This window comes from Fictibacillus terranigra (assembly GCF_030412265.1).
Lineage (GTDB): Bacteria > Bacillota > Bacilli > Bacillales > Fictibacillaceae > Fictibacillus_C > Fictibacillus_C terrinigri.
In genome coordinates, this window is record NZ_JAUHLN010000001.1 from 365,543 (window position 1) to 386,070 (window position 20,528).

24 protein-coding genes and 2 pseudogenes are annotated in these 20,528 nt (G+C 40.1%); 19 read left to right on the top strand and 7 right to left on the bottom strand.

Annotation, left to right across the window (positions count from 1 at the left end):
• Nucleotides 1-12: 12 nt before the first annotated feature.
• From QYF49_RS01835 to QYF49_RS01880, 10 genes and pseudogenes are all read left to right on the top strand, one after another.
• Nucleotides 13-1,119, top strand: coding sequence for a pre-toxin TG domain-containing protein (locus tag QYF49_RS01835; protein ID WP_290397931.1), 1,107 nt, complete (start codon nt 13-15; stop codon nt 1,117-1,119).
• 2 nt (nt 1,120-1,121) lie between these two features.
• Nucleotides 1,122-1,580, top strand: a complete 459-nt coding sequence (locus tag QYF49_RS01840; RefSeq protein ID WP_290397932.1) for a YrhA family protein — start codon at nt 1,122-1,124, stop codon at nt 1,578-1,580.
• Between the two features lie 91 nt (nt 1,581-1,671).
• Nucleotides 1,672-1,833 (top strand): annotated as a pseudogene (gene imm47 / locus QYF49_RS01845) (Imm47 family immunity protein); the annotation flags it as partial.
• Nucleotides 1,834-1,857: 24 nt separating this feature from the next.
• Nucleotides 1,858-2,466, top strand: coding sequence for a hypothetical protein (locus QYF49_RS25625; protein ID WP_354005785.1), 609 nt, complete (start codon nt 1,858-1,860; stop codon nt 2,464-2,466).
• 3 nt (nt 2,467-2,469) lie between these two features.
• Nucleotides 2,470-2,616 carry a hypothetical protein gene (locus QYF49_RS01855; RefSeq protein WP_290397933.1) on the top strand — a complete coding sequence of 49 codons (147 nt, stop codon included), beginning with the start codon at nt 2,470-2,472 and terminating at the stop codon, nt 2,614-2,616.
• A gap of 32 nt (nt 2,617-2,648) precedes the next feature.
• Nucleotides 2,649-2,978, top strand: a complete 330-nt coding sequence (locus tag QYF49_RS01860; protein ID WP_290397934.1) for a hypothetical protein — start codon at nt 2,649-2,651, stop codon at nt 2,976-2,978.
• Nucleotides 2,979-3,225: 247 nt separating this feature from the next.
• Complete coding sequence (locus QYF49_RS01865; RefSeq protein WP_290397935.1) at nt 3,226-3,534, top strand: hypothetical protein; 309 nt, start codon at nt 3,226-3,228, stop codon at nt 3,532-3,534.
• 108 nt (nt 3,535-3,642) lie between these two features.
• Complete coding sequence (locus tag QYF49_RS01870) at nt 3,643-3,987, top strand: hypothetical protein (RefSeq protein ID WP_290397936.1); 345 nt, start codon at nt 3,643-3,645, stop codon at nt 3,985-3,987.
• A gap of 131 nt (nt 3,988-4,118) precedes the next feature.
• Nucleotides 4,119-4,691 carry a T6SS immunity protein Tdi1 domain-containing protein gene (locus tag QYF49_RS01875; protein ID WP_290397937.1) on the top strand — a complete coding sequence of 191 codons (573 nt, stop codon included), beginning with the start codon at nt 4,119-4,121 and terminating at the stop codon, nt 4,689-4,691.
• Between the two features lie 123 nt (nt 4,692-4,814).
• A pseudogene (locus QYF49_RS01880) lies at nt 4,815-5,113 on the top strand (toxin-antitoxin system YwqK family antitoxin); the annotation flags it as partial.
• A 158-nt stretch (nt 5,114-5,271) separates the two neighbouring features.
• Here the strand turns inward: QYF49_RS01880 and QYF49_RS01885 are convergent.
• A complete protein-coding gene (locus QYF49_RS01885) occupies nt 5,272-5,808 on the bottom strand; it encodes a DinB family protein (RefSeq protein WP_290397938.1) in 537 nt (178 codons plus the stop codon).
• Nucleotides 5,809-5,871: 63 nt separating this feature from the next.
• Nucleotides 5,872-6,795, bottom strand: coding sequence for an ArsR/SmtB family transcription factor (locus tag QYF49_RS01890; protein WP_290397939.1), 924 nt, complete (start codon nt 6,793-6,795; stop codon nt 5,872-5,874).
• A 344-nt stretch (nt 6,796-7,139) separates the two neighbouring features.
• On the opposite strand from QYF49_RS01890, the gene QYF49_RS01895 reads away from it, so the two are divergent.
• From QYF49_RS01895 to QYF49_RS01915, 5 genes are all read left to right on the top strand, one after another.
• Nucleotides 7,140-8,405, top strand: a complete 1,266-nt coding sequence (locus QYF49_RS01895) for an extracellular solute-binding protein (protein ID WP_290397940.1) — start codon at nt 7,140-7,142, stop codon at nt 8,403-8,405.
• Nucleotides 8,406-8,581: 176 nt separating this feature from the next.
• The gene (locus QYF49_RS01900; protein ID WP_254781419.1) at nt 8,582-9,427 is read left to right on the top strand and encodes a carbohydrate ABC transporter permease; all 846 of its coding nucleotides are present in this window, start codon (nt 8,582-8,584) and stop codon (nt 9,425-9,427) included.
• A 13-nt stretch (nt 9,428-9,440) separates the two neighbouring features.
• Entirely contained in the window at nt 9,441-10,277 is an 837-nt protein-coding gene (locus QYF49_RS01905; protein ID WP_290397941.1) for a carbohydrate ABC transporter permease, read from the top strand.
• Between the two features lie 13 nt (nt 10,278-10,290).
• On the top strand, nt 10,291-10,710 hold the full coding sequence (locus QYF49_RS01910) for a hypothetical protein (RefSeq protein ID WP_290397942.1): 420 nt from the start codon (nt 10,291-10,293) through the stop codon (nt 10,708-10,710).
• 21 nt (nt 10,711-10,731) lie between these two features.
• Nucleotides 10,732-12,489 carry a glycoside hydrolase family 2 protein gene (locus QYF49_RS01915; protein ID WP_290397943.1) on the top strand — a complete coding sequence of 586 codons (1,758 nt, stop codon included), beginning with the start codon at nt 10,732-10,734 and terminating at the stop codon, nt 12,487-12,489.
• A 142-nt stretch (nt 12,490-12,631) separates the two neighbouring features.
• On the opposite strand, the gene QYF49_RS01920 is transcribed toward QYF49_RS01915, so the two are convergent.
• A complete protein-coding gene (locus QYF49_RS01920) occupies nt 12,632-12,901 on the bottom strand; it encodes a hypothetical protein (protein ID WP_290397944.1) in 270 nt (89 codons plus the stop codon).
• Nucleotides 12,902-13,133: 232 nt separating this feature from the next.
• On the bottom strand, nt 13,134-13,433 hold the full coding sequence (locus tag QYF49_RS01925; protein WP_290397945.1) for a hypothetical protein: 300 nt from the start codon (nt 13,431-13,433) through the stop codon (nt 13,134-13,136).
• Between the two features lie 69 nt (nt 13,434-13,502).
• Here QYF49_RS01925 and QYF49_RS01930 point away from each other — a divergent pair, with 69 nt between their 5' ends.
• Genes QYF49_RS01930 through QYF49_RS01940 form a run of 3 tightly spaced genes read left to right on the top strand, consistent with a single transcriptional unit; the run spans nt 13,503 to nt 15,171 of the window.
• Entirely contained in the window at nt 13,503-14,645 is a 1,143-nt protein-coding gene (locus QYF49_RS01930; RefSeq protein WP_290397946.1) for a Tle-like phospholipase domain-containing protein, read from the top strand.
• Nucleotides 14,642-14,968, top strand: a complete 327-nt coding sequence (locus QYF49_RS01935) for a hypothetical protein (protein WP_290397947.1) — start codon at nt 14,642-14,644, stop codon at nt 14,966-14,968. The genes QYF49_RS01930 and QYF49_RS01935 overlap by 4 nt, the downstream gene beginning before the upstream one ends.
• A gap of 8 nt (nt 14,969-14,976) precedes the next feature.
• Nucleotides 14,977-15,171 carry a hypothetical protein gene (locus QYF49_RS01940; protein ID WP_290397948.1) on the top strand — a complete coding sequence of 65 codons (195 nt, stop codon included), beginning with the start codon at nt 14,977-14,979 and terminating at the stop codon, nt 15,169-15,171.
• Nucleotides 15,172-15,205: 34 nt separating this feature from the next.
• Here the strand turns inward: QYF49_RS01940 and QYF49_RS01945 are convergent, their stop codons facing one another.
• From QYF49_RS01945 to QYF49_RS01955, 3 genes are all read right to left on the bottom strand, one after another.
• Nucleotides 15,206-15,913, bottom strand: a complete 708-nt coding sequence (locus QYF49_RS01945) for a hypothetical protein (RefSeq protein WP_290397949.1) — start codon at nt 15,911-15,913, stop codon at nt 15,206-15,208.
• Nucleotides 15,914-16,264: 351 nt separating this feature from the next.
• Nucleotides 16,265-17,872: an alkaline phosphatase D family protein gene (locus tag QYF49_RS01950; RefSeq protein ID WP_290397950.1), complete on the bottom strand. Its 1,608-nt coding sequence runs from the start codon at nt 17,870-17,872 to the stop codon at nt 16,265-16,267.
• A 20-nt stretch (nt 17,873-17,892) separates the two neighbouring features.
• The gene (locus QYF49_RS01955) at nt 17,893-18,789 is read right to left on the bottom strand and encodes an endonuclease/exonuclease/phosphatase family protein (protein WP_290397951.1); all 897 of its coding nucleotides are present in this window, start codon (nt 18,787-18,789) and stop codon (nt 17,893-17,895) included.
• A gap of 668 nt (nt 18,790-19,457) precedes the next feature.
• Between QYF49_RS01955 and QYF49_RS01960 the strand changes: the two genes are divergently transcribed.
• The gene (locus QYF49_RS01960) at nt 19,458-20,468 is read left to right on the top strand and encodes a LacI family DNA-binding transcriptional regulator (protein ID WP_290397952.1); all 1,011 of its coding nucleotides are present in this window, start codon (nt 19,458-19,460) and stop codon (nt 20,466-20,468) included.
• Nucleotides 20,469-20,528: the final 60 nt, after the last annotated feature.

Consider the following 20,528-nt stretch of genomic DNA (forward strand, 5'->3'; position numbering starts at 1 on the left):
AGGAGGGACTTCATGGAAATCAAAATAGAACCTAATCGGCTGGCAAGCCTGTCCAAACGGATGCTGGAGCATCAAAACCGGGCGAAGAACCTTCAGCACAGCCTGGAAAGAGAGACTGAAAAAGCTAGTTCCATACTCTCACATTCTGAATTCCCGCCTCCGTTTTCAGGGCAGATTTCCGCCATAAATGGTAGTATAAAAGAAACGAGCAAAATGATCGTACAGACTTTCGAATACCAGGCAGCCTGGCTCTCCTATTTTGCCCATAAGGCCTCCGGTGCCGATAACGTTCCGCTTTCGCTCACTCAGGCCACAGCGATCCTTGCAAAGTACGACGACCGCTTCAAGGATCCCGGCAAGACAGATGGCATTGATGCAGGAAAACTCGCTAAAGACGCAGCCGGGGAACTAAGCGGCGTCTATGATGCTCAACGTGCTGCCACAGGCATTGACCCGGTTACAGGAGAAAAAATCTCGGGATGGGGCAGGGTTTTGGCTGGAGGAATGTTTGTCTTTGGGCTTACCCCTATCGGGAAGGGTGTTAAGGCATTCAAAGTCGTACGAACGGCGGATAAAGTGATTGGAGTGGCGAAGGAAGGGCAGGCTGCGAGAAGGGTTGTTGGGTCGGCGGATGTCAGTAAAATAAGTAGTAAAACAAATAATCATTTTATAGGAACCCTAAAAGGAGAAAAAATTCATTTTGAAGGTGTAAGGGTAGAAGAAATTAAATACACTAAGAGACTTCCAGAAGAAACAGCTAAACTTAGGAAAGAATTTAACAGTTCTGTTAGGAAAAATTTTCTTAAAGGGTTTGCTAACGACCCAGTGAGAGTTGAACATCTTAGAAAAGCTGGTTTAACTGAAGGTGATATTGCAAGAATGAAAGATGGTCTTAATCCAAAAGGCTGGCAAGTCCATCATAACTTACCTTTGGACGATGGTGGCACAAATAATTTAAACAACTTAGTGTTGATAAAGAATGACCCTTATCATAAAGCGGTTACTAATGAACAGAACTCCTTAACAAGAGGATTAACTCCAACCGAAAGTAAAAAAATACATTGGCCATTGTTTCAGGATAATGTTTACCCACCAAAACTAAAAAGAAGGGAAGAGTAGATATGCCTCAATGGAAAGACTTGCTGATAGAAATAGAAAAAATCGAAAAAAAATATGGGAGTTCACTCAGGGAACCTGCTTTAGATACAGAGATTAGAAAAATGAATGATAATATTCATCAGAGATTAGGAAACATTACAATTACCCAGTCATATATTGAGTTTCTACAAAAAGTAAATGGATTAGATTTTAATGGTTTAGTAATCTATGGGATTGATGAAGATTTTTTAGATAATGAAATCGATGAAGAACTCCATGGGTTTATTGAGACCAATGAAATTTGGTATGAAAATGATTGGCAAAAAAAATATATATTTTATGGGGATTCCGATACAGCATGGTATTGTTTTGACTTAAAGGAACAACTTTATGTGGAACTCGATAAACCTTCAGGAACGTTAATTCAGTCATATGATAGCTTTGATTCCATGTTGAGTGATGCAATTGAAACAGTACTTTAATAACAAACAGATTTTTTGATTTACATATTCTAGGCGAGTATTAGAAATAATGTGACCTTGATAGGCAAAGGCCTCTCAAGGTTTATTTTCTATTCATTCTCTATTATCGATTTATACGGGTGAAAAAGTGCCTGGAGAGTATAACACACGTATTAATGCAACCAAGTACAAAGAATTTATTGATTATATCAACAGAATCTCCTCTGTAAATTGGGAGAAAGGACAAAAATACTTTTACGGGCATAAGCTTTAAAACCCGGTGAATGGAGGGCTGGATTTGTCAGTAGTACTTGTAGTGGTAGAACACGATGAAAATGTTAAAAAGTATATACCTGTAATTAGGAAGAATACATATTTAGGATCAGCAGAAATAACAAAAAGGATTCGGAAGGATAAACCAATCATGGAGTGTAAGTTATTTCATGATACAGATGACGATGTAAAACTAAAACAGTTAATAAAAGAGCTGATCGATGCTGGCGCAAAGATCAAACTCTTTCAGGATGAAATACATCAGAATAACGAAATAACGGTTGACTATTTGATCAATCGTTTTAATAGGTATGAAGAAATTCAGCGAATAAATGAAAATGCAGATGACTTTAAGGATAATGAAAAGCAGTTAATCGACCAGTTGAGAGTAGTGGTTAACAAATTACAGAAAGAAGCTGTTCATGACAATACTGAAATTTTACAACTTATAACCAAAAGATATAAGAATGCTTTAGAACTGTTAGAGAACCAAGGGGATATTAAGCAGATCATTATTTTAGGCAGTGTGCAAGCGTATATGGACAGCTATAACGATTATCAAAATTCTCTGTTAGGGGAGATGCATGAAGCTGAAAAATTATTAAAAGAATTAATAAGGTCTGTAGAAGAGTGAGGTGTGACAGTGATTTACGAGGCTCTTGGTAAAGACCTGGATTCGAATATTGAGGAAGAGGTGACTCTTGAAGTTGATGGTGTTGAGGTAACGGGATGTTTTTTAGTAAAGATTTGCTGTTTTCTTACTGACCCGACCTTATTCGAGTAAAACCCCTGGTCAGCAATTTAGGAGGGAAATTCATGGGTAAAATGAGACTGAAAATTGAAGACGATTCAAATAAATTAAAGTATGTATCCATTATTAGACAGAGTAATGGAACAAGTATTCAAGATATTAAAAGAAATATAGAAGATAATAATGTTGTACTTGAATGTGATTATTTTGATACAGATGAATTAAAAGACTTTAAAAAAACAATGGATGCTTTAATAAGTAAAGGAGCAACTGTACATTTGTTTCAAGATAATAGAGAGGTTCAAATTGATTATATAAGTAACCTTATTAGTTCTTATGAACAAATTGCTGAAGACAGAGAAAAGTTAGATGATAGAATTTTAGGTGATGATTAATACAAGAAATCAATGCTGGTAAAAAATGATGAGAAAATCTTGATTGGTGGAATATTCCTTTCGAGATTTTTTACATTTGGCCAGAAGTGGAAGAAATTTAATCATATGGGTGGAGCAATGAAGGGTATTGTAAAATAAAGAAACGAGGGGGAGATACATCAATCCTGCCGAGACGATCATAGTACTAGTAAAATATAAAAATTTATAACAATGGTATGCTACTGATAAGGAGATATGGTATTTAGATTTGAAAAAATTAATATCGAGTTATTTTGAGAAGGGATTCGAAATTCATAATCCTGATGATTTTTCAGACAGACTTGATATTGCTGTCGTTAACGAAAATACAGCAGAAGATTTTCTCCAAAGGCTTAGTGAATTCAAGGTGAGCAATCAGCAGTTACATAACATTATGGTGCAGAAATCATACGATCACATTTACGATATGCAGCCTTTTCTATATGTGAACTTTGACGATAAAGAATTGATATCTTCTTTTCCTGAGCCTTATGAACACTATGTTCCAGATGGAAAGGTGAAATTATATATCCAGTAACATTTAGAGAACATTTGTATCGATGGCATGGTGGTAGCTATAAGAAAAGCTTACCTGGTAAACCTCTAAATGATTCCGTCGATAATGACTTTTAAGGAGGATATAAATATGTCAGTAATACTTTTAGTAGTTGAACAAGATGAAAATTCAATGAAATATATATCCACAATAAGGAAAAATACGAATTTAGGACTATCTGAGATAAAAAAAAGAATAGGCAATGGTAGTCCAATAATGGAGTGTGATCTATTTAAAGATGAGGAAGACGATGCAAAACTAAAAAAATTAATTAATGAATTGATAAATATTGATGCAAATATAAGACTGTTTGATGGTGAAGTTGCTAAAAATAAGGAAGTATCGATTGAATACTTGATGAATAGATTTGATAGATTCAAAGAAATTCAACGACAAAATCAAGCGTTAGATGATTTAATGTATAGTGAAGATTAATTTCTAGGAATGTTATGCATATTTTTAGAGTGTGAAATTATTTTATTTATTATGGTTAAAGAAGGACAGAAAGATTATCAAACAGTGGCCTTCAAGCGGGGCTGCTGATTTTTTGTATATTGTACAGGGGAATGATTGAAAAAATTTATACTTGCAGAGAGGGTTATATGTTTACCAGTGACTTTGTTCTCGTAGAAAAAGCTCCTCAAAGTGTTATTGAAAAATATAAGAATAACATCCCAAAGCAAATGATTGAGTTATGGACTCAGTACGGCTTTGGTACAATAAAAAATGGGTATTTAAGAATCATTAATCCAAATAATTATCAGGAATTATTAGATGAAACATATATCAGTGAAGAGAAAGCGATACCTCTATTTACAACAGCTATGGGGGACATTTTGGTATGGGAAGACGACTATTTAATGTTGCTAAATTATAGAAAGAATTTAGTGGAAGTAGTCGGAGGTAATTTTGATATTTTTATTAAAAATTTGAGTGACGAGACATTTTTAAATGAGGCTCTTGACTGGATGCCATATCCAGAGGCCGTTCAAAAATATGGAGAACCCGCTTTTGACGAATGTTTTGGCTATGTTCCGCTTTTAAGTTTAGGTGGTCCAGAGGTGGCGGCAAATTTACAAAAGGTTAAGCTCAGAGAGCATCTCAATTTAATTACACAATTTTCAGGCCCTGTTGAATGATTTGAAGTAAAGAGAGAACATATTCCAAGTTAAAAAACTTCTGCTTATATAAAATGAGTAGAAGTTTTTAAATATTCTCATGGAGGTTCTAAGAATGGTCGAAGGTATTTAACAAAAGATTATATTTTACAAAACGGTGTGGAGTTTGAAGAACATCTGGATTACGGTGGTCCTTATGATTTAGGAATAGTAGAGTATACGGCTGACGGCAAAGAGAGGTTGTTTACCGGATTAGCGTATGATCTTTATGAAAATGGAAATTAGAGAGTTATTTCTTTGTGGAAAACGGTGTAAAACAAGGAAGATATGTTGAGTTTTATTCGAATGGTAATATTAAAAGAATAGGGAATATGAATAAAAATTCGGCAGAAGGATATCAAGTTGAGTTTTATGAGAACCAGAATAAAAAATATGAATCCGAATGAATTTGGCCAAGGGACTTTTAATGTTACCAAAAAATTTCTTACGAAGAGTTTAAAAATAATATTGGTCAATTGCAAGAAATTATGGAAGCTCCCTATAATGTAATAACGAGCACAATCCAATGCTTTAGAATTGCGCCCTATCGCGTATATACAAATTATTCTCGCTCCTTTGGCCAAGAGCCTTGTTGTTTACGGATTAATACAATTTGTCCTATGTGGTATACGTTGTGTAAAATTTGACGAGACAGGCCCCCAACAAGTTCCTCATCCAGCTGACTGTCATTAACTTGTGCCAGTGATTGACGCAAGTTTCCACAAATCAGGCGTGTTTCTGCCAAGACTTCCTTCCATTTTTCAGAGTCGGCTGGGTCCCCGATATCCCCAAAGGTATTCTCTGCCAAGACTGCCTGCCATTTCAAATTTGGTGGTTCCCCAATATCTCCAAATGAAGGCTTGTTATCAGATGCCTTTTTTTTGGGCGTTGTGTCATTGATTTGTCTAACAAGGAGGGCGTTGTAATAATTTAGATGGTTCACCGTTTGCCAAATGGTATTCCCTCCTCCAGGAGGCTGCCAGCTTGCATCTGCGGAATTTAAACCCTCAAGAGCAGATTCTAAAGGTAAAAACCAGGTCTCAGTATCCCAACTAAAGTCAAATTCCATGCGAAAAATATCCATCAGTTCCAGGCTCATTTGCTTTCTCCCCTCACCTCAAGTTATTTAATATCAACATTTTTATTTAACAGAGCCTTTCAATTAAGAATAAATCACTCTCATTAAAATATTCTGGGGATAATCACCTAATTGATTTCCAAACAGGTTGATCCCCCCAATGTTCGGAGCATCGGATTTAATACCGATTCTGAAATTCAGATGTTTTTGTTTATCGACAAGTACATCTTTTAACGAAGTTTGAGAAACCAGTATTTCATCTAAAAAGCTTCCCTCTTCGTTAATTTTCCAGGTTTTTAAAAGACCATACTGCGTGTGCCCCTCCGTTGGGAACCATACAGGGTTTAATTTCCCTTTCCTTTCACCAAAATCCCCGGGACATGTCCACGTACAGATTTCTGTATCATTTATCCATATCGTAATATCGGAAGGCCAATTATGGTCATAGTGCGGTGCCTCTGAACAGAGCTCCATTGAAAATTGAACAGACTGAATCTTTGCATTAGGCGGCAGCTGCAATGGGAATCGATAGTCGATATACCCCTTGCGAAACCAGATCAGTTGAGCATTCATTCTTTCCGGATGGTAAAATAATGCAGGTTCATCCAAGGGATCGAGTACCCCATTCTTCGTAATGATTCCGCAGGTTGGCGAAATATTAGCATCAAAATAATGACCAATCGGCATTTCCAGCTGATACATGTTTTCTTTATGGCCATAACCAGTACTCATCTTTAAATCCATATGGATATCTTCAAAAACCCGCGAACAAACCTTCATTGTCCCCCTCGTTGCAGGAAGCAGTTCCGTATAAATGATCCCGGCAGTCTCTAGAACCCGTATGTTTAAAGCAATTGTAGAAACGGGCAGATTTAATTGTTCCGCGATTTCATTGATGTTCATTTTTTTCGTATTTAATAATTTTAGAATATCGATTCTTACCTTTGACGAGAGCGCGTGAGCGACCTTAATCAAAGCGTCTGATTCATCAATTGTTAGTTCAAGCAAGAAAATGCAGCCCCTATCTTATTTTTATGAGGAGAACCATATAGCTCCATAATAAAGGAATATCTGGAAATGTAAAAAGATATTGACTTATCAATATGAAAGCGTTATCTTAACAATTAATACAACAATACTGTTTCAAACATAATATTTGTATTAAATACTACAGTATTTGTTATGAAAAAAACAGGATTTTTATTTGCGGCATCGGGGATTAGCAACATAAATTTTCAGAATGTTTAAACTTTTGGTCAGGAAGGGGGAACTATCGGTTTTAAGTGATCAAGCAGGTCATAGTTTTCTGTTTTTCCAACGGCCTTAACTAATTAACGAGGGGGAGATTCAAGATGCATAAGAAAATCAAAGTAATGATCAGCTGTATGATCATCGTTATTTTTATTCTTTCCTTAGGGGCGTGCAGTCAAAGTTCATCGTCTGATAAGGTAGGAAAAAATGAAATTGTGTTTTGGAATCCGTTTGTAGGTCCAGATGGCAAAAACATGCAGATGATGGTCGATGCCTATAACAAAACGAATCCGAAGTTTAAAGTGAGAAATATCTCACTAAAAGAAGCCGATATGTACGCAAAGATCCCTACCGTTGTCAATTCGGGCAGAAACATCCCTGATTTAAACATTGTTCATGCTGAGCGGATCAAACAATTTGTGGACAAGGATATGCTGATTCCAATGGATGATTCCCTTGCAAAATATCCTGAAATCAAAGCTGAAAATTATGTGAAAGCGGGCTGGGATATCGGCGGCCTGGACAATAAGCGATATAGCGTCCCTTTGGATGTGCATAGCTTTGTTATGTACTACAACAAAGATCTGGCTGCCAAATATGCGCCACATGCCCTTGATGATCATATCGTTACATTTGATGAAATAAAGGAAGCAGGATTAAAAGCGAAAAAAGATGGCATTATAGCGGCGCCTGTTACTTGGATGAAGCCTGCCTTCTTGTCGGTGTACAGCCAAATGGGTGGAAGCATTACGAGTGATGGCACGAAGCCGACGTTAAACACGGAACAAGCCGTAGACACGTTAAAACTCTACAATGGTTTTGTAAAGTCAGGCATCACTAATAAAGATGGCCAGGATGCGGGTCAAGCCTTTAAATCTGGAAAAGCGATCTTCTACCCTGAAGGAATCTGGATGCAAAATGATATTAAGAAGGCAAAGAATTTAAATTGGGGAATGACAAATTTCCCTCAGCTAAGTGATGACAAGAACAAAATGGTGAACTGGAGTTCTTCCCACCAATTTGTACTTCTTAAAAACCCTGAAAGAAACAAGAAGAAAACAGAGGGCGTCATAAAGTTTATTAACTGGGTAAGGGATAACTCCCTTCCATGGGCAGAAGCGGGGCAAAACCCGGCAGCATTGGCTACATTGGATAATCCCAAATATCACGAGATGCCTCAATCGTTCTTGATTAAAGATGCAACAGAGCAAAAATCGTTAAAAATCTTTGACTACAAATACAACGGCTATATCTCTGAACAACTGGACAAGATCGGCAACGATACGGTATTTGGAAAGCTCGATATTAAAAAGGCTCTAAAGGATTCCCAAAAAACCGTGGAGGATAAGATCGCTCAGGATAAGTAAGAGGAACCAGGTCTCCAGCAGAATGGATAGAAGGCAATGGAAGGATTTCTTCTATTGCCTTCTACTAAAAGAGAAGGAGAAAAAATATGGATCTTAAGCTGACAGAAAAAAAGAGAATAGACGTGCTTTCACCAGCCATGGGTAAGCCGCATCGGAAAGGAATCAATTTTTCGCCCATGATTTTTATCGGGCCGCATCTTTTGTTGTTTGCTTTATTTTTTCTTATCCCTATATTTTTTGGTGTGTACATTTCTTTTACGAACTGGGATTTGGTCAATACTCCCGAGTTTGTGGGGCTGGATAACTATAAGGAAATTTTATTAAATAAAGAATCAACGTTCTACACCCAGCTGCATACCGGACTGGGAAATACCTTTAAATTTGTGGCTTTTACGGTTCCTGCGTGCATCATTATCCCCTTGCTTTTAGCTGCTGCACTCCATGTGAAACCAAAGGGGATGAAGATCTTTCAAGCGATTTTCTACTTGCCCGTATTGTTTTCCATTTCAGCTGTCATGATCATCTGGTCCATGATGTTTAACGTTTCGTTTGGACCTATCAACCATTACTTCACTTCCTCACCCAACTGGCTGGGCACACAGCCTTACGCATGGATCGCACTCGTCGTTGTAACCGTCTGGTGGGGGATCGGCGGGAACATGATCATTTACCAGGCAGCATTAAACGGAGTATCCAAAGAATACTATGAAGCTGCGTCACTGGACGGGGCAGGCAGGCTGCAAAAGTTTTTCCACATCACTCTTCCAAGTATAAAGAATCAGCTGCTGTTCACGATCGTCATTACCACCATCGCCCAGTTTAATATCTATGGACAGGCGCTCATGCTCACAAAGGGGGGTCCTTCCAGTTCAACGACCGTGCTGCTTATGTATATCCAGCAGAATGCCTTTGGATCGGGTCAATCCATCGCAGGAATTGCGTCGGCCATGGCGGTTATCCTTGGTCTGTGCATCATGGCTGTCTCGGTTATTCAATTTTTCTTATTAAGAGAGAGGAAGTAGGAGGCGGGTACCATTGAAAAAAGTAAACATCTCCACCCTGATTTCATTCATTTTTCTGCTATGCATGACTTTAATCTGGATATTCCCTCTCGCCTGGTCACTTTTTACATCCTTTAAAAATGAGATCGATATCCAAACCTTTGGTTTTACGATGCTGCCCATCCACTGGGTCATCACCAATTACCAGGACGTTCTTTTTCATAACACAAGTGCTCCTGTAGCCAAGTGGTTTATGAATTCCATGATCATTTCTGTCACACAGACCATTCTTGTATTGGTTGTTGTTTCAATGGCAGCCTATGGATATACCCGGCTGCGATTTAAGGGAAGGGACTGGCTTTTTTCCTTCTTGCTGGCAACCATGATGTTCCCTGCTGTTGTGAACCTGATCCCGTTGTATAAAATTGTTGATACCCTCGGTTGGGTCAATAGTTATTGGGCGGCGATCGTTCCAGGAGCGGCAGCGGTGTTTAATGTTTTTTTAGTAAGACAGTTCATGATCGGGATTCCGATTGAACTGGATGAATCAGCGCGGATCGACGGAGCCAACGATTTTCAAATTTATACGAAGGTTACACTCCCCCTCATCAAACCCGTATTAACCGTTGTGGCGTTATTTACTTTTACGAGTTCATGGAATGACTTTTTGTGGCCTTCGATCGTGTTCAATGATATTGATAAAATGCCGATCACACCAGGGCTGCAGCTCCTGCAAGGAATGTATGTCACAGATATCGGACATGCGATGGCTGCCGCTATTATTGCAATCGTCCCCACCTTTATTTTGTATTTGTTTACTCAGCGTTATTTCTTACAATCGATGTCTTTATCTTCTGGAGTAAAAGGATAGGGGGGGAAACGCTTTGAATAGAAAACTGGAAAGAAAACTGATCATCATCGGATCGGCATGGCAAATGCTTTCGGGTCTGCTTACCATGTTTATCTATGGATCTTATATCAAATCACAAAGTAACGGTATTCAAGAAACGCAGTTTGCGCAAATGAAAGCGGTGGAATCCTTGTTTGGCAGTTTATATAGCTTTGCGGTAACATTCGGCCTCTTTTTTGTAGCTTTAGGGTTATTGAATCTTTATCTGGCAAGAAACTTTAAAGATGACAAAGTGGAAGTAAAACTCTCATTCTGGTTTATTTTATTAGGTGTTGCATCCTACTTTTTTATGGATTTCTTGAGTACTGTTCTTTTTCTTTCGGGCGGAATATTGGCCTTGGCAAAAAATAAAACGATTTCGAAGTTACATAGCCAGATAGAGCAAACCAACTAATTTATCAAGGAGCTGTTGATCATGGAAGTGAACATTCGCAAGGAATATCCCAGACCGCAATTTGAGAGAAAAGAATGGTTGAATCTTAATGGAGAATGGGATTTTCAGTTCGATCAGGCGAATCGCGGAGAAGAAGAGCAGTGGTACAAACAAACAACATTAAACCAAAAAATTATCGTTCCCTTTACGTATGAGACGAAGGCCAGCGGAATACATGAGGAAACCTTTTGCCCCTATATTTGGTATCAAAGGTTAGTAACTGTGCCTGAAGAGTATTCCCATAAAAAAACCATTCTCCATTTCCAGGCAGCCGATTATGTGACCAAACTATGGGTGAATGGTATGTTTGCCGGCCAGCATAAAGGGGGATATACGGCATTTTCCTTTGACATTACCAACTATATAAATGCAGGAAAAGAAAATAACGTAGTCGTCAAAATAGAGGATAGCCATAACGAACATCAACCAAGAGGAAAGCAACGATGGATCGATAAGAACTTTGGCTGCTGGTATGTACAATCCACCGGTATATGGCAAACCGTATGGCTGGAGTTTTTAAATCAAACGAGTATACAATCGGTTAAAATCACTCCCGATCTGGATACGGATTCCGTAGAGTTCGACTATAAATTGGCGAATGTTCAACAAGATCAAAAGGAGCTTTCGTTAAGAACATCGATCACATTTGATGGCCACCCTGTGAAGGAATTTCGTTTGAAGGTGGACCGTGAAAATGCAAGGATGAAAGTAAATCTGGCCAGTGAGATCCACGAGTGGAAAGTCATGCATTGGAGTCCGCAGCATCCTCATTTGTACGATGTGGAATTCACCCTTTACCATGGGGAACAAGAAATGGATCGGGTACAGTCCTATTTCGGCATGCGAAAAGTATCGATAAAGAATGGCAATATTTTATTGAATAATGTGCCGATTTATCAAAAACTGCTGTTAGATCAAGGATATTGGGAAGATTCCCATCTTACACCACCTTCAGAAGAGGCGATCATTTTAGATATCGAGAAGACATTCGAAATGGGCTTTAACGGGGTAAGGAAACATATGAAAGTAGAAGATCAGCGTTTTCTGTATTGGGCGGATAAGAAAGGCCTGTTAGTGTGGTCTGAAATGGCCGCAGCCTATCAGTTTTCGGATGAGGCGATCCAAAATTTCACGGAGGAATGGATGACCGTTGTCCAGCAGCACTATAATCACCCAAGTATTATCACGTGGACACCATTCAATGAATCCTGGGGAGTAAAGAATATTTACACGAATGAACAGCAGCAAAAATTTACGGAAGGCATCTATTATCTGACAAAATCAATGGATCCTATGAGGCCTGTCATCGTAAACGACGGTTGGGAGCATACGGTTTCAGATATCATTACGCTTCATGACTATGTGGAATATGGTGACGAATTTCTAAGCCGCTATAAGGAAAAAGAAAAAATCGTGGATAATGAGATTGCCTTTAATAACTTTAAACATGCCATGGCACAAGGATATGAGTATAAAGGACAGCCGATTATGATAAGTGAATACGGAGGCATTGCCTTTAATTCTGAAGAAGGCTGGGGATATGGGAACCAAGTAAAAGACGAGCAGGAATTTTTAGATCGTTATGCATCCATTACGAAGGCGATCATGAGCCTGGACTACATTTGTGGCTTTTGTTATACCCAAATTACCGATGTTCAGCAAGAAGTCAACGGATTGCTGACCGAAAACAGAAAACCTAAAGTGAATCTATCTAAAATTAAACAAATTAATGATAACTAAGGATTAAATGACAGTTAAGAAAAAAGTGCTTATGGGAATTGTTTGCATAGCGGTCTCGTTGCTGGTTTAAATATCAGCTTTTTAAAGACACAAAGAACCTTGCCAGCGAGAGGTTGGCAGGGTTCTATTTATTTCGTATTTTTTAGTTTTTACCTGCAGCTGTAACTTTAAAATCGTTCTCGTTAACGTTCTCGGTTTTTCCCACTGGCACCCTCCAAATAGGAGCAATAACGCCCAGTACGATAGAAAAAATGATAAATATTATCCCCTCTATAACCCCATCTCGTTTACCGATATGAGATAAGGTTAATTTAATAACATTTATTTTTTCCTTATCAGGTTCTATCTCTTGTTTTAATTCTTTTACTTCCTTTATAAGTTTATTTTGAGAATTTTCATGGTTATGTAGCACAAAGGTACTTATCTCACATGGTAGCCATGATTTTCGTAAAGCCCGGCAAACGAAATGCCATTACTGTCGTCTCTGGCCAAAGTGTTGAACAAAGATAGTTGCGTATAAAGACGCGGCCTCATTGTTTCAAGGCCGCTTTATGATGCCAGCAAGAAAGGCGTTCGGGATAAAGACTAAACCTACGGACTTTTGCACAAAAAAAGAGCAAGCTCCCTTTAAGAAACCTGCTCTACTAATCTTCTACTCCATCACCATAAGATAAAACTTTAAAATCCTGCATGTAATTAATGTTGATCAGCATTTTGTTATCTTTATCTTCCTTACAGTATCCGTATACCACTATTGAACCGGTGGAAGAATCTAGAAAGTCATAACCTGTTACCACAAACGTTTTCCCTCGTTCCTCCATAAAGTCTTTAGCTACCACCGCCGCTGTTTGCTTGATATCCTCCTCTTCCATGCCGTTCTCCTTTTTACATCCTGCCATTAGTAAGATACTCACAATTATTAACGCATACAGTATTTTTTTCATGCTGTACTCTCCATTTGATTGGAAAATTTTATATAATAAAATTATACCCTATTTAAATGAGGTGCGACAATGGGAGATAGAGTAAGAGACGAAGTTTATAACACATTAAGTAATGCTAGCTATCAGCCTACAATGGAAAAAAGGCTTAAAATCCCGTTAAAAGATGGCGAACAAGTTTGGAAGGTTATCGCGAAAGATAAGTACATACAGCACGATGATTACACCGGTTTTGATGCTACAATCTATAAAAAAGAGTCAAAGACAAAACACGGACAGGACGAGCTTATCATTGCTTATCGAGGCACAGAACCAAACAGATGGTACGGGAACGGTGCCAATGACATATATACAGACATAGTAAATATTGCTGGAAAAAAGAAGATTGATCATTTTGATGTTTCATTTTATGCATATGACGGAAAGCTTGATATTGATCTAAAACCTAAGAACCAATTTACGTTAGCTGAGAGACTGGCAAAGGATTTAAAGAAGGATCATCCGAAAGCTCACATCACATTAACAGGACATTCATTGGGAGCGGGTCTCGCTGGCTTCGTTGCCGCGAAACATGGTTTTGAGGCTGTGACGTTCAATGCGCCAGATGTTACTCATTTGCTGCCGGATGATCTGCAAGCAGAGGTTAAAGCCGGCAAATTTGATGACAAGATCATTAACTATGTGAATCCTAAAGATTCAATTGGGTCTGGAGCGGTTGTTGAATACGATGGCCATATCGGTTCAACTTATTACATTGGGCCAGCTTATGAAATTCAAAACAAAGACCAAAACCCTTTTTATCGGGCGTGGCAATCCATTGCTGGCGAAAAGAATCACAACCTTTTTCATTTTAAATTTGATCGGTATGGCAACTTGAACAATCCAATTATGGTGAATGCTGCTACAGGTGAATCCATTTGGCAATCACCACGCTATTATTCATCGGAAGCAGCTACCATAGATGTTACCCCCGAACACTTAAAGAATACTGCTAGGGACCTCAAGCAATTTTCCCATGAGGTTGAGGCAGAGTGCCAAAAGATTCGAGGATTGGTTTACACGTTAGATGCGATCCAAACTCAAGAACATGTTTTAAATCAGGTAGTCCACTCTTCTTCTGATTTCAGTTTCTGGTTCAATGAAAAAACGAATAGCCTATGCAAGACTTTGGAAACCAAGGCGCTGGCTTTCGCGGAGGCGGATGCACAAACATGAAACAAGACTATGAGCTCCTACAACAAAAACAAAAGTTAATGGAAGAGATTTCTCAATTAGAAACTTTGGACTCGAAGTATAGACTATACATCAATAGGTTAAGAGGAAAGCAGATGGGTATCCGACGTATTATTGAGCAGGCCAATTCCTGGAGATCGGGTCAATCACAAAAGGCATTTCAAATGGAACTCCAGGATTATTTTGGACAATATACCCGCAAGATTAATGAAATGGAAACAATATCGGATAATATAAAAAAAGCAAAACACGCAGCTCAAAACTCGCTCACCCTCCTCTTGGTTTCGAGAGGACCAAAGTGGTAAGGGCACAAGTGAAGACAAACATTATCGCTGAATTTTTATTATTCATCCAAGTTTATCCTACTGGATGCAGTAAGGACGGTGAACATCAATTGGATGATAAGGAACTCAAAGCAGTGGCTGCAGAGGTCGCAAAAAATGACATCGATAGAAAACAAAATCGGGAGCTCATCGTGAAAACGTTGTGTTTCCATATAATGTTATAAAACAAAAGCAAAAAAAAGAGCCTTATATAGGCACTTATTTCATGAAACTGGAGAGAAGTCTCCTCCATTTTCCTTTTGGTTTTCGCATCGCATTTTCTAAGCGTACGTTAAAATCATTTTGTGAACGCCATGCCTTTCTCTGTTCTTCCGACATAATTTGTAATTCGTTTTGTAAGAATTCGCTTTTTTGTTTTTCGTGCTGCAGCAATGCTTCGTAATGGATCTTTTGCTGTTTGGTTATATTTTCAAGTTTAGCATGCGTTTTTTGAGCGGAATTCCCAATGCTGGAACTTATGACATGATGGTCTTGCTGCAGCCGGGAAACCGTTGTTTTAAGCTGAGACACCTCATTGGTCAGATGGGCATTCATTTCACGTGTAGCTGTAAGTTCGTTCGCTAAAAACAGTAACATTTCCCTCAGTGGTTTGGCATCGTGGGGTAAATCCTCATATGTATCGCGTATCGCCATGTCGGTTTCATTGGAACCTTGTAATCTTTCTTTTTGTTGATTCACAAGGTCTTTCGCTGTATCGTCCAGGGGCTTCTCCGTATCGCGTAACGCTATGAGTGCTTCGATATCGGATTGAACAAAGATACGCCGATCGCCATCTTTAAAAAACTCATATCCGTTTCGCTCCAGAATTTGGCCGTACTTTCGAACAGTGGGGGTGGCTATCGCTACGACTTCTGCCACTTCCTTGGAAGAGAAAGCTCGTTCATTCGGTTGTATATCGCTTCGCATATCGGGTTTCCTTTCCTTTAGGATAATAAAGAATTTTTTGATGAATCGTATATCACCTCGCGATATGTTGATGGAGCCGGGAAACCGAGGCTTTACGCGGAGACACATCCAGTAAAATTCCCGTATGTATCGCGTATCGCAATCTCAGTTTTATTGGATCCTTGTAATCATTCGTTTTGTTGATATATAAGGTCTTTCGCTGAATCGTCTGGGGGCTTGTCCGTATCGCGTACGCTATATGCTCTTCGGTAGTTATTCTTCCATTAGAAATTATTTTAATAAACGCAAAAAAGGCGACTTTTCCTGGGGAAAGTCGCCTTTGATTCGGGGATGTGGGGAGGTGTGTTTTAGTTATACAGAAGCAGGCTCAGTCTTTGCCAGCAGACTTGGTTTGCCGTCTTCGACCACAAATGATGCCCGCGTTTCGATTGGAGCACCCGGCCTTGTGACATACGGCAAGACCAGATAATCCGTTTGCCACGTCTGCTGGGTTAGTTTGCAGCGCACATAACCGCGCTGGTTGCTGAAAAACTTAATATGGGGATTCTCCTCGAGTGTTTGTGCTGTGTCAGGCCGTACATCAGCACCGTCTCCGCCGGATGTAATGGATGTTCCGACAAATTCAACTGCCACATTCTTTGAGTTCGCATCGTCGAAATTGGCTTTCACTTCATTCGCCCAGCTCGAGTGGACATCTCCGGTTAAAACGACCGGGTTGGAAATGTTTTTCTCCGCTAAAAAGTTCAGAATCCTTTGGCGTGCTCCGGGATAGCCATCCCAAGCATCCATACTGAAGGATTGTTGATCCGGACCAAAAGCTCCATCTCGTCTGGCGAAAAAGACTTGCTGTGCAAGAACCTTCCATTTTGCCCGAGAGGCAGCCAGCCCATCCAATAACCAGCGCTCTTGTTTCTCACCCAGCAGGGTACGCGACGCATCCATGGACTCTGGTGTAGGGCTGTCCCACCCGTCACCGTTGGCTTGATCATCTCTGTACTGACGTGTATCCAGTAAACTAAAATCGACTAAATTTCCAAAAGAAAGACGCCGGTAGATTTGCATGCTGCTTCCGTTCGGGTAGGACGTGCGGCGGAGCGGCATGTGTTCATAATACGCTTGAAACGCAATCGCTCTGCGTTTTAAGAAAGCCTCCCTTGATTGTTTATCAGGATCCTGCGGCACATCCCCTGCCCAGTTATTATCCACTTCATGGTCATCATTGGTTACAAGCCATGGGAAATTGGCATGGGCGGCTTGAAGGTCACTGTCTAATTTATATAAGGCATAGCGGTTGCGATAATCGTCAATGGTATAGATTTCAGGATATTCTTTGTTAATCGGCCGAACGCCGGTCGAATTATGTGTGCCTTCATAAATGTAATCCCCTAAATGAATAACCAGATCCAGGTCATCCTTGGCCATATGCTGATAGGCGGTGTAATAGCCTGCTGGCCAATTTTGACAGGAAGCAAACGCAAATGTCAGATGATCAACCTGGCTATGCAGCGCAGGAGCCGTCTTTGTCCGCCCTACAGGACTGATCTCTGTACCTGCTTTAAAGCGATAATAATACCACTTAGAAGGTTGTAAGCCATTGACTTCGACATGAACAGAATGGCCGAGCTCCGGTTTTGAAATCTCTGTTCCTCGCTGTACAATTTTTTTAAAGGCTGAATCCAGTGAAATTTCCCATTGCACCGGGAGGGGAGTGGGTTTCATGCCGCCGCCGTTCAGCGGGTCTGGTGCTAGCCTTGTCCATAAAACAACACCATCTGGCAATGGGTCACCAGATGCCACGCCAAGTGTAAATGGATAAGATAGAGAGCTCGGCGCTGCTGATGCGAAATTCACTGGTAATGTATTGGCAATGGAAACACCGAGAGCAATTCCCGCTCCTTGTCCGGCTTTCTTTAAAAAACTTCTTCGATTCAGCTTTTCTGAATGATTGGAATCGTTCATTTTTAGTCCTCCTTGGAAGATTAATAGTGAAGTGTCAGGTCAGCTATAACTGGATAATGGTCACTCGGAAATTGACCGTTTTTTTGATAATTTAATATTTCTATGCTTTTCGCTTTTGCCTTATCATTGGATAGGATCCAATCGATTTTATTAGCGGAGCCTCCCCCCGTAGGATCGCGAAAACCGTTAAATGTACCGAGGTGTTCATTCTTCTTTATTTCTGCAGAATCCCATAGATCTGTAAAAGGTCCTTCGTTCGTCAGCGTTTGGTGAGGCTGGCTATCAGGGCCGGTATTAAAGTCTCCGGTTAACAAGACAGGAAGCTCGGGATTAAATTCTTTTATTTTTTCTGCAATTAATGCCGCACTTTTCTCTCTCGCTTCTACGGACCGATGATCAAAGTGTGTGTTCACAAAGTAGAATTGCTTATTGGTTTTCCTATCAAGAAACTTGACCCATGTAACCATGCGCGGAATGGTATTTCCCCATGACATGGATCCGACCTCATCCGGAGTATCAGAAAGCCAATAATGATCGTACTCTAAGGGAGAAAAGCGTGTTTTGTTAAAGTAGATGGCCATGAATTCGCCCTTACTGCCACCTTCCCGGCCCAAACCGATCCAATCATATTCCGGTAAGTCCTCATCAACATCCTTAAGCTGTTGATACACAGCTTCTTGCGTCCCGAAGATATCCGGCTGTTCATTGCGGATCAGCTGGCGGACGGTCGGACGCCTTTCTGCCCAAGTATGCGGTGACGCATCCGTAGTATTCAAATACCTGAGATTGTAGGTCATCACCCTTAACTCCCGGACAGAGTCTTCTTGAGCTGCTGCATAAGACGAAACAGGCAGCAATCCTCCTAAAAGTAAAAACGCAAACGCAAACAAAAGAAAAGATTTCATTGCCCTTTTCACCCAAAACCCTCCTGTGAATGTAGTTTTTTACAGGATTATGATAACGAAGCTATGTAAATTTCTTACGACAGGAATGTATAAATACTTCTGTAATTTCGTGAAATTTGTAAAGGTTCGTCGAAATCGATGGGAAAAATACGAAATACCTCAACAGATGCTTTTGCAAGGGTGATAGTTTCTAGCGACAGAATTTTTGAAAATGATGTGTTTTGCGAGTAATAGTGTCAGAACGGTGAGTAAAGTCCGAATTTCCGTGAGTAAAGGTGCTAAAATGGTGAGTAAAATCTGAATTTCCGTGAGTAATGGCATTAAAAACCAACTGGAAAGATAGGATAGTCACAATGATAGTGTTCGCTCTATCGTAACAGGAGTAAGGCCTGAGGTTGCCCGGAGTGTGGTTCAGCTCGGAATGGATCTATCCTTATACAAATCTATGGAACGGTACAGCAAGCATTGCGTGAATTTGGTGTAAAAAAATAGATTCGAAGGTTTTCAAATAATCAAGTGACAGCGCCAGCTTTTTCAGATGACTAAAAGCTCTGGCTTTTTTAGTCTCGTTTTAAATGACATAAAAAATTATCTTGCAATTCAGATAATTTCAGTTATACTAAATGTAACCGATTTCATTATGAGTTGAATGTAAACTTTGTAGTATAGGGGATGCACCAATGGTAAAGATGAGCGATGTTGCAGAAAAGGCGAATGTTTCGAAGGCTACCGTCTCAAGAGTACTGAGAAACCCGGAAGCTGTGAAAAAGGATACGCGGGATAAGGTACTGGCGATCATTGAGCAGATGAATTACCAGCCGAATATATTGGCGAGGCATTTCAGAAGAAGCCAGACGAATACGATCCTGGTGGTTGTTCCAAACATCATGAATACCGTGTTTTCCCATATTCTTGGCGGAATCGAGCATGCAGCGGGTGAGAATGGATACCGTGTGCTGCTCGCAAACACGAATAAGCAGGTGGAAAGGGAATATGAGTACCTCGACCATCTGAAACAGCGGCAAGTCGATGGAATGATACTTTTGTCTGCAAGAATGGATAAAAATGTGTTAACTGAAGTGATGAAACAGTTCCCGGTCGTTCTTACCGCTGACTATCTGGAGGGAGTTGCCATTCCAACGGTCACCATCGACAATGTGAGCAGCGCCCGAACGGCGACTGAGCATCTCATCAACATGGGCCATTCCCGCATCGCTCATATTACCGGTCCGCTTCATCTTTTAGTCAGTCAGGACCGCCTGAAGGGATATCGCCAAGCGCTGCTGCAGAACGGCCTGGCGTTTGACAACATTTTGATTCAGGAAGGTGATTTTTCCCATGAATCCGGCTATAACCAGATGACCAAGCTGATGGCGCTTGAAAAGCCGCCAACCGCCGTGTTTTCGGCGAACGATGAAATGGCTACTGGTGTAATAAAGGCTGCGAAAGAAAATGGACTTTCCGTCCCCGGGGATCTTGCTGTCGTTGGATTTGATAACATCAAGCTATCAGCGATTTACGATCCTGGAATCACTACGATTGCACAGCCGACGTTTGAGATGGGGAAAAAAGCGATGGAACTGCTGCTTGAGCAGATTAACGGCATTGAGATGGGAAAGAGGCAGCATGTGCTCGAGAACGAATTAATCATTCGGGAGTCCTGCGGCGCAAATTTCAAAAAAAACGGTTAGGTATGTAATGGGTTACATTTTACTACAGGCCATAACCTTTAAATTTAAAGGTTTATCGTG

Bases quoted from the DNA above. Each gene is read 5' to 3' on its own strand.
- QYF49_RS01925 (WP_290397945.1), bottom strand. From the start codon at position 13,433: ATGAAAAAAATACTGTATGCGTTAATAATTGTGAGTATCTTACTAATG.
- QYF49_RS01870 (WP_290397936.1), top strand. From the start codon at position 3,643: ATGTCAGTAATACTTTTAGTAGTTGAACAAGATGAAAATTCAATGAAA.
- QYF49_RS01950 (WP_290397950.1), bottom strand. From the start codon at position 17,872: ATGAACGATTCCAATCATTCAGAAAAGCTGAATCGAAGAAGTTTTTTA.
- QYF49_RS01840 (WP_290397932.1), top strand. From the start codon at position 1,122: ATGCCTCAATGGAAAGACTTGCTGATAGAAATAGAAAAAATCGAAAAA.
- QYF49_RS01915 (WP_290397943.1), top strand. From the start codon at position 10,732: ATGGAAGTGAACATTCGCAAGGAATATCCCAGACCGCAATTTGAGAGA.
- QYF49_RS01945 (WP_290397949.1), bottom strand. From the start codon at position 15,913: ATGCGAAGCGATATACAACCGAATGAACGAGCTTTCTCTTCCAAGGAA.
- QYF49_RS01935 (WP_290397947.1), top strand. From the start codon at position 14,642: ATGAAACAAGACTATGAGCTCCTACAACAAAAACAAAAGTTAATGGAA.
- QYF49_RS01930 (WP_290397946.1), top strand. From the start codon at position 13,503: ATGGGAGATAGAGTAAGAGACGAAGTTTATAACACATTAAGTAATGCT.
- QYF49_RS01875 (WP_290397937.1), top strand. From the start codon at position 4,119: ATGATTGAAAAAATTTATACTTGCAGAGAGGGTTATATGTTTACCAGT.
- QYF49_RS01900 (WP_254781419.1), top strand. From the start codon at position 8,582: ATGATTTTTATCGGGCCGCATCTTTTGTTGTTTGCTTTATTTTTTCTT.
- QYF49_RS01860 (WP_290397934.1), top strand. From the start codon at position 2,649: ATGGGTAAAATGAGACTGAAAATTGAAGACGATTCAAATAAATTAAAG.
- QYF49_RS01885 (WP_290397938.1), bottom strand. From the start codon at position 5,808: ATGAGCCTGGAACTGATGGATATTTTTCGCATGGAATTTGACTTTAGT.
- QYF49_RS01835 (WP_290397931.1), top strand. From the start codon at position 13: ATGGAAATCAAAATAGAACCTAATCGGCTGGCAAGCCTGTCCAAACGG.
- QYF49_RS01960 (WP_290397952.1), top strand. From the start codon at position 19,458: ATGGTAAAGATGAGCGATGTTGCAGAAAAGGCGAATGTTTCGAAGGCT.
- QYF49_RS01895 (WP_290397940.1), top strand. From the start codon at position 7,140: ATGCATAAGAAAATCAAAGTAATGATCAGCTGTATGATCATCGTTATT.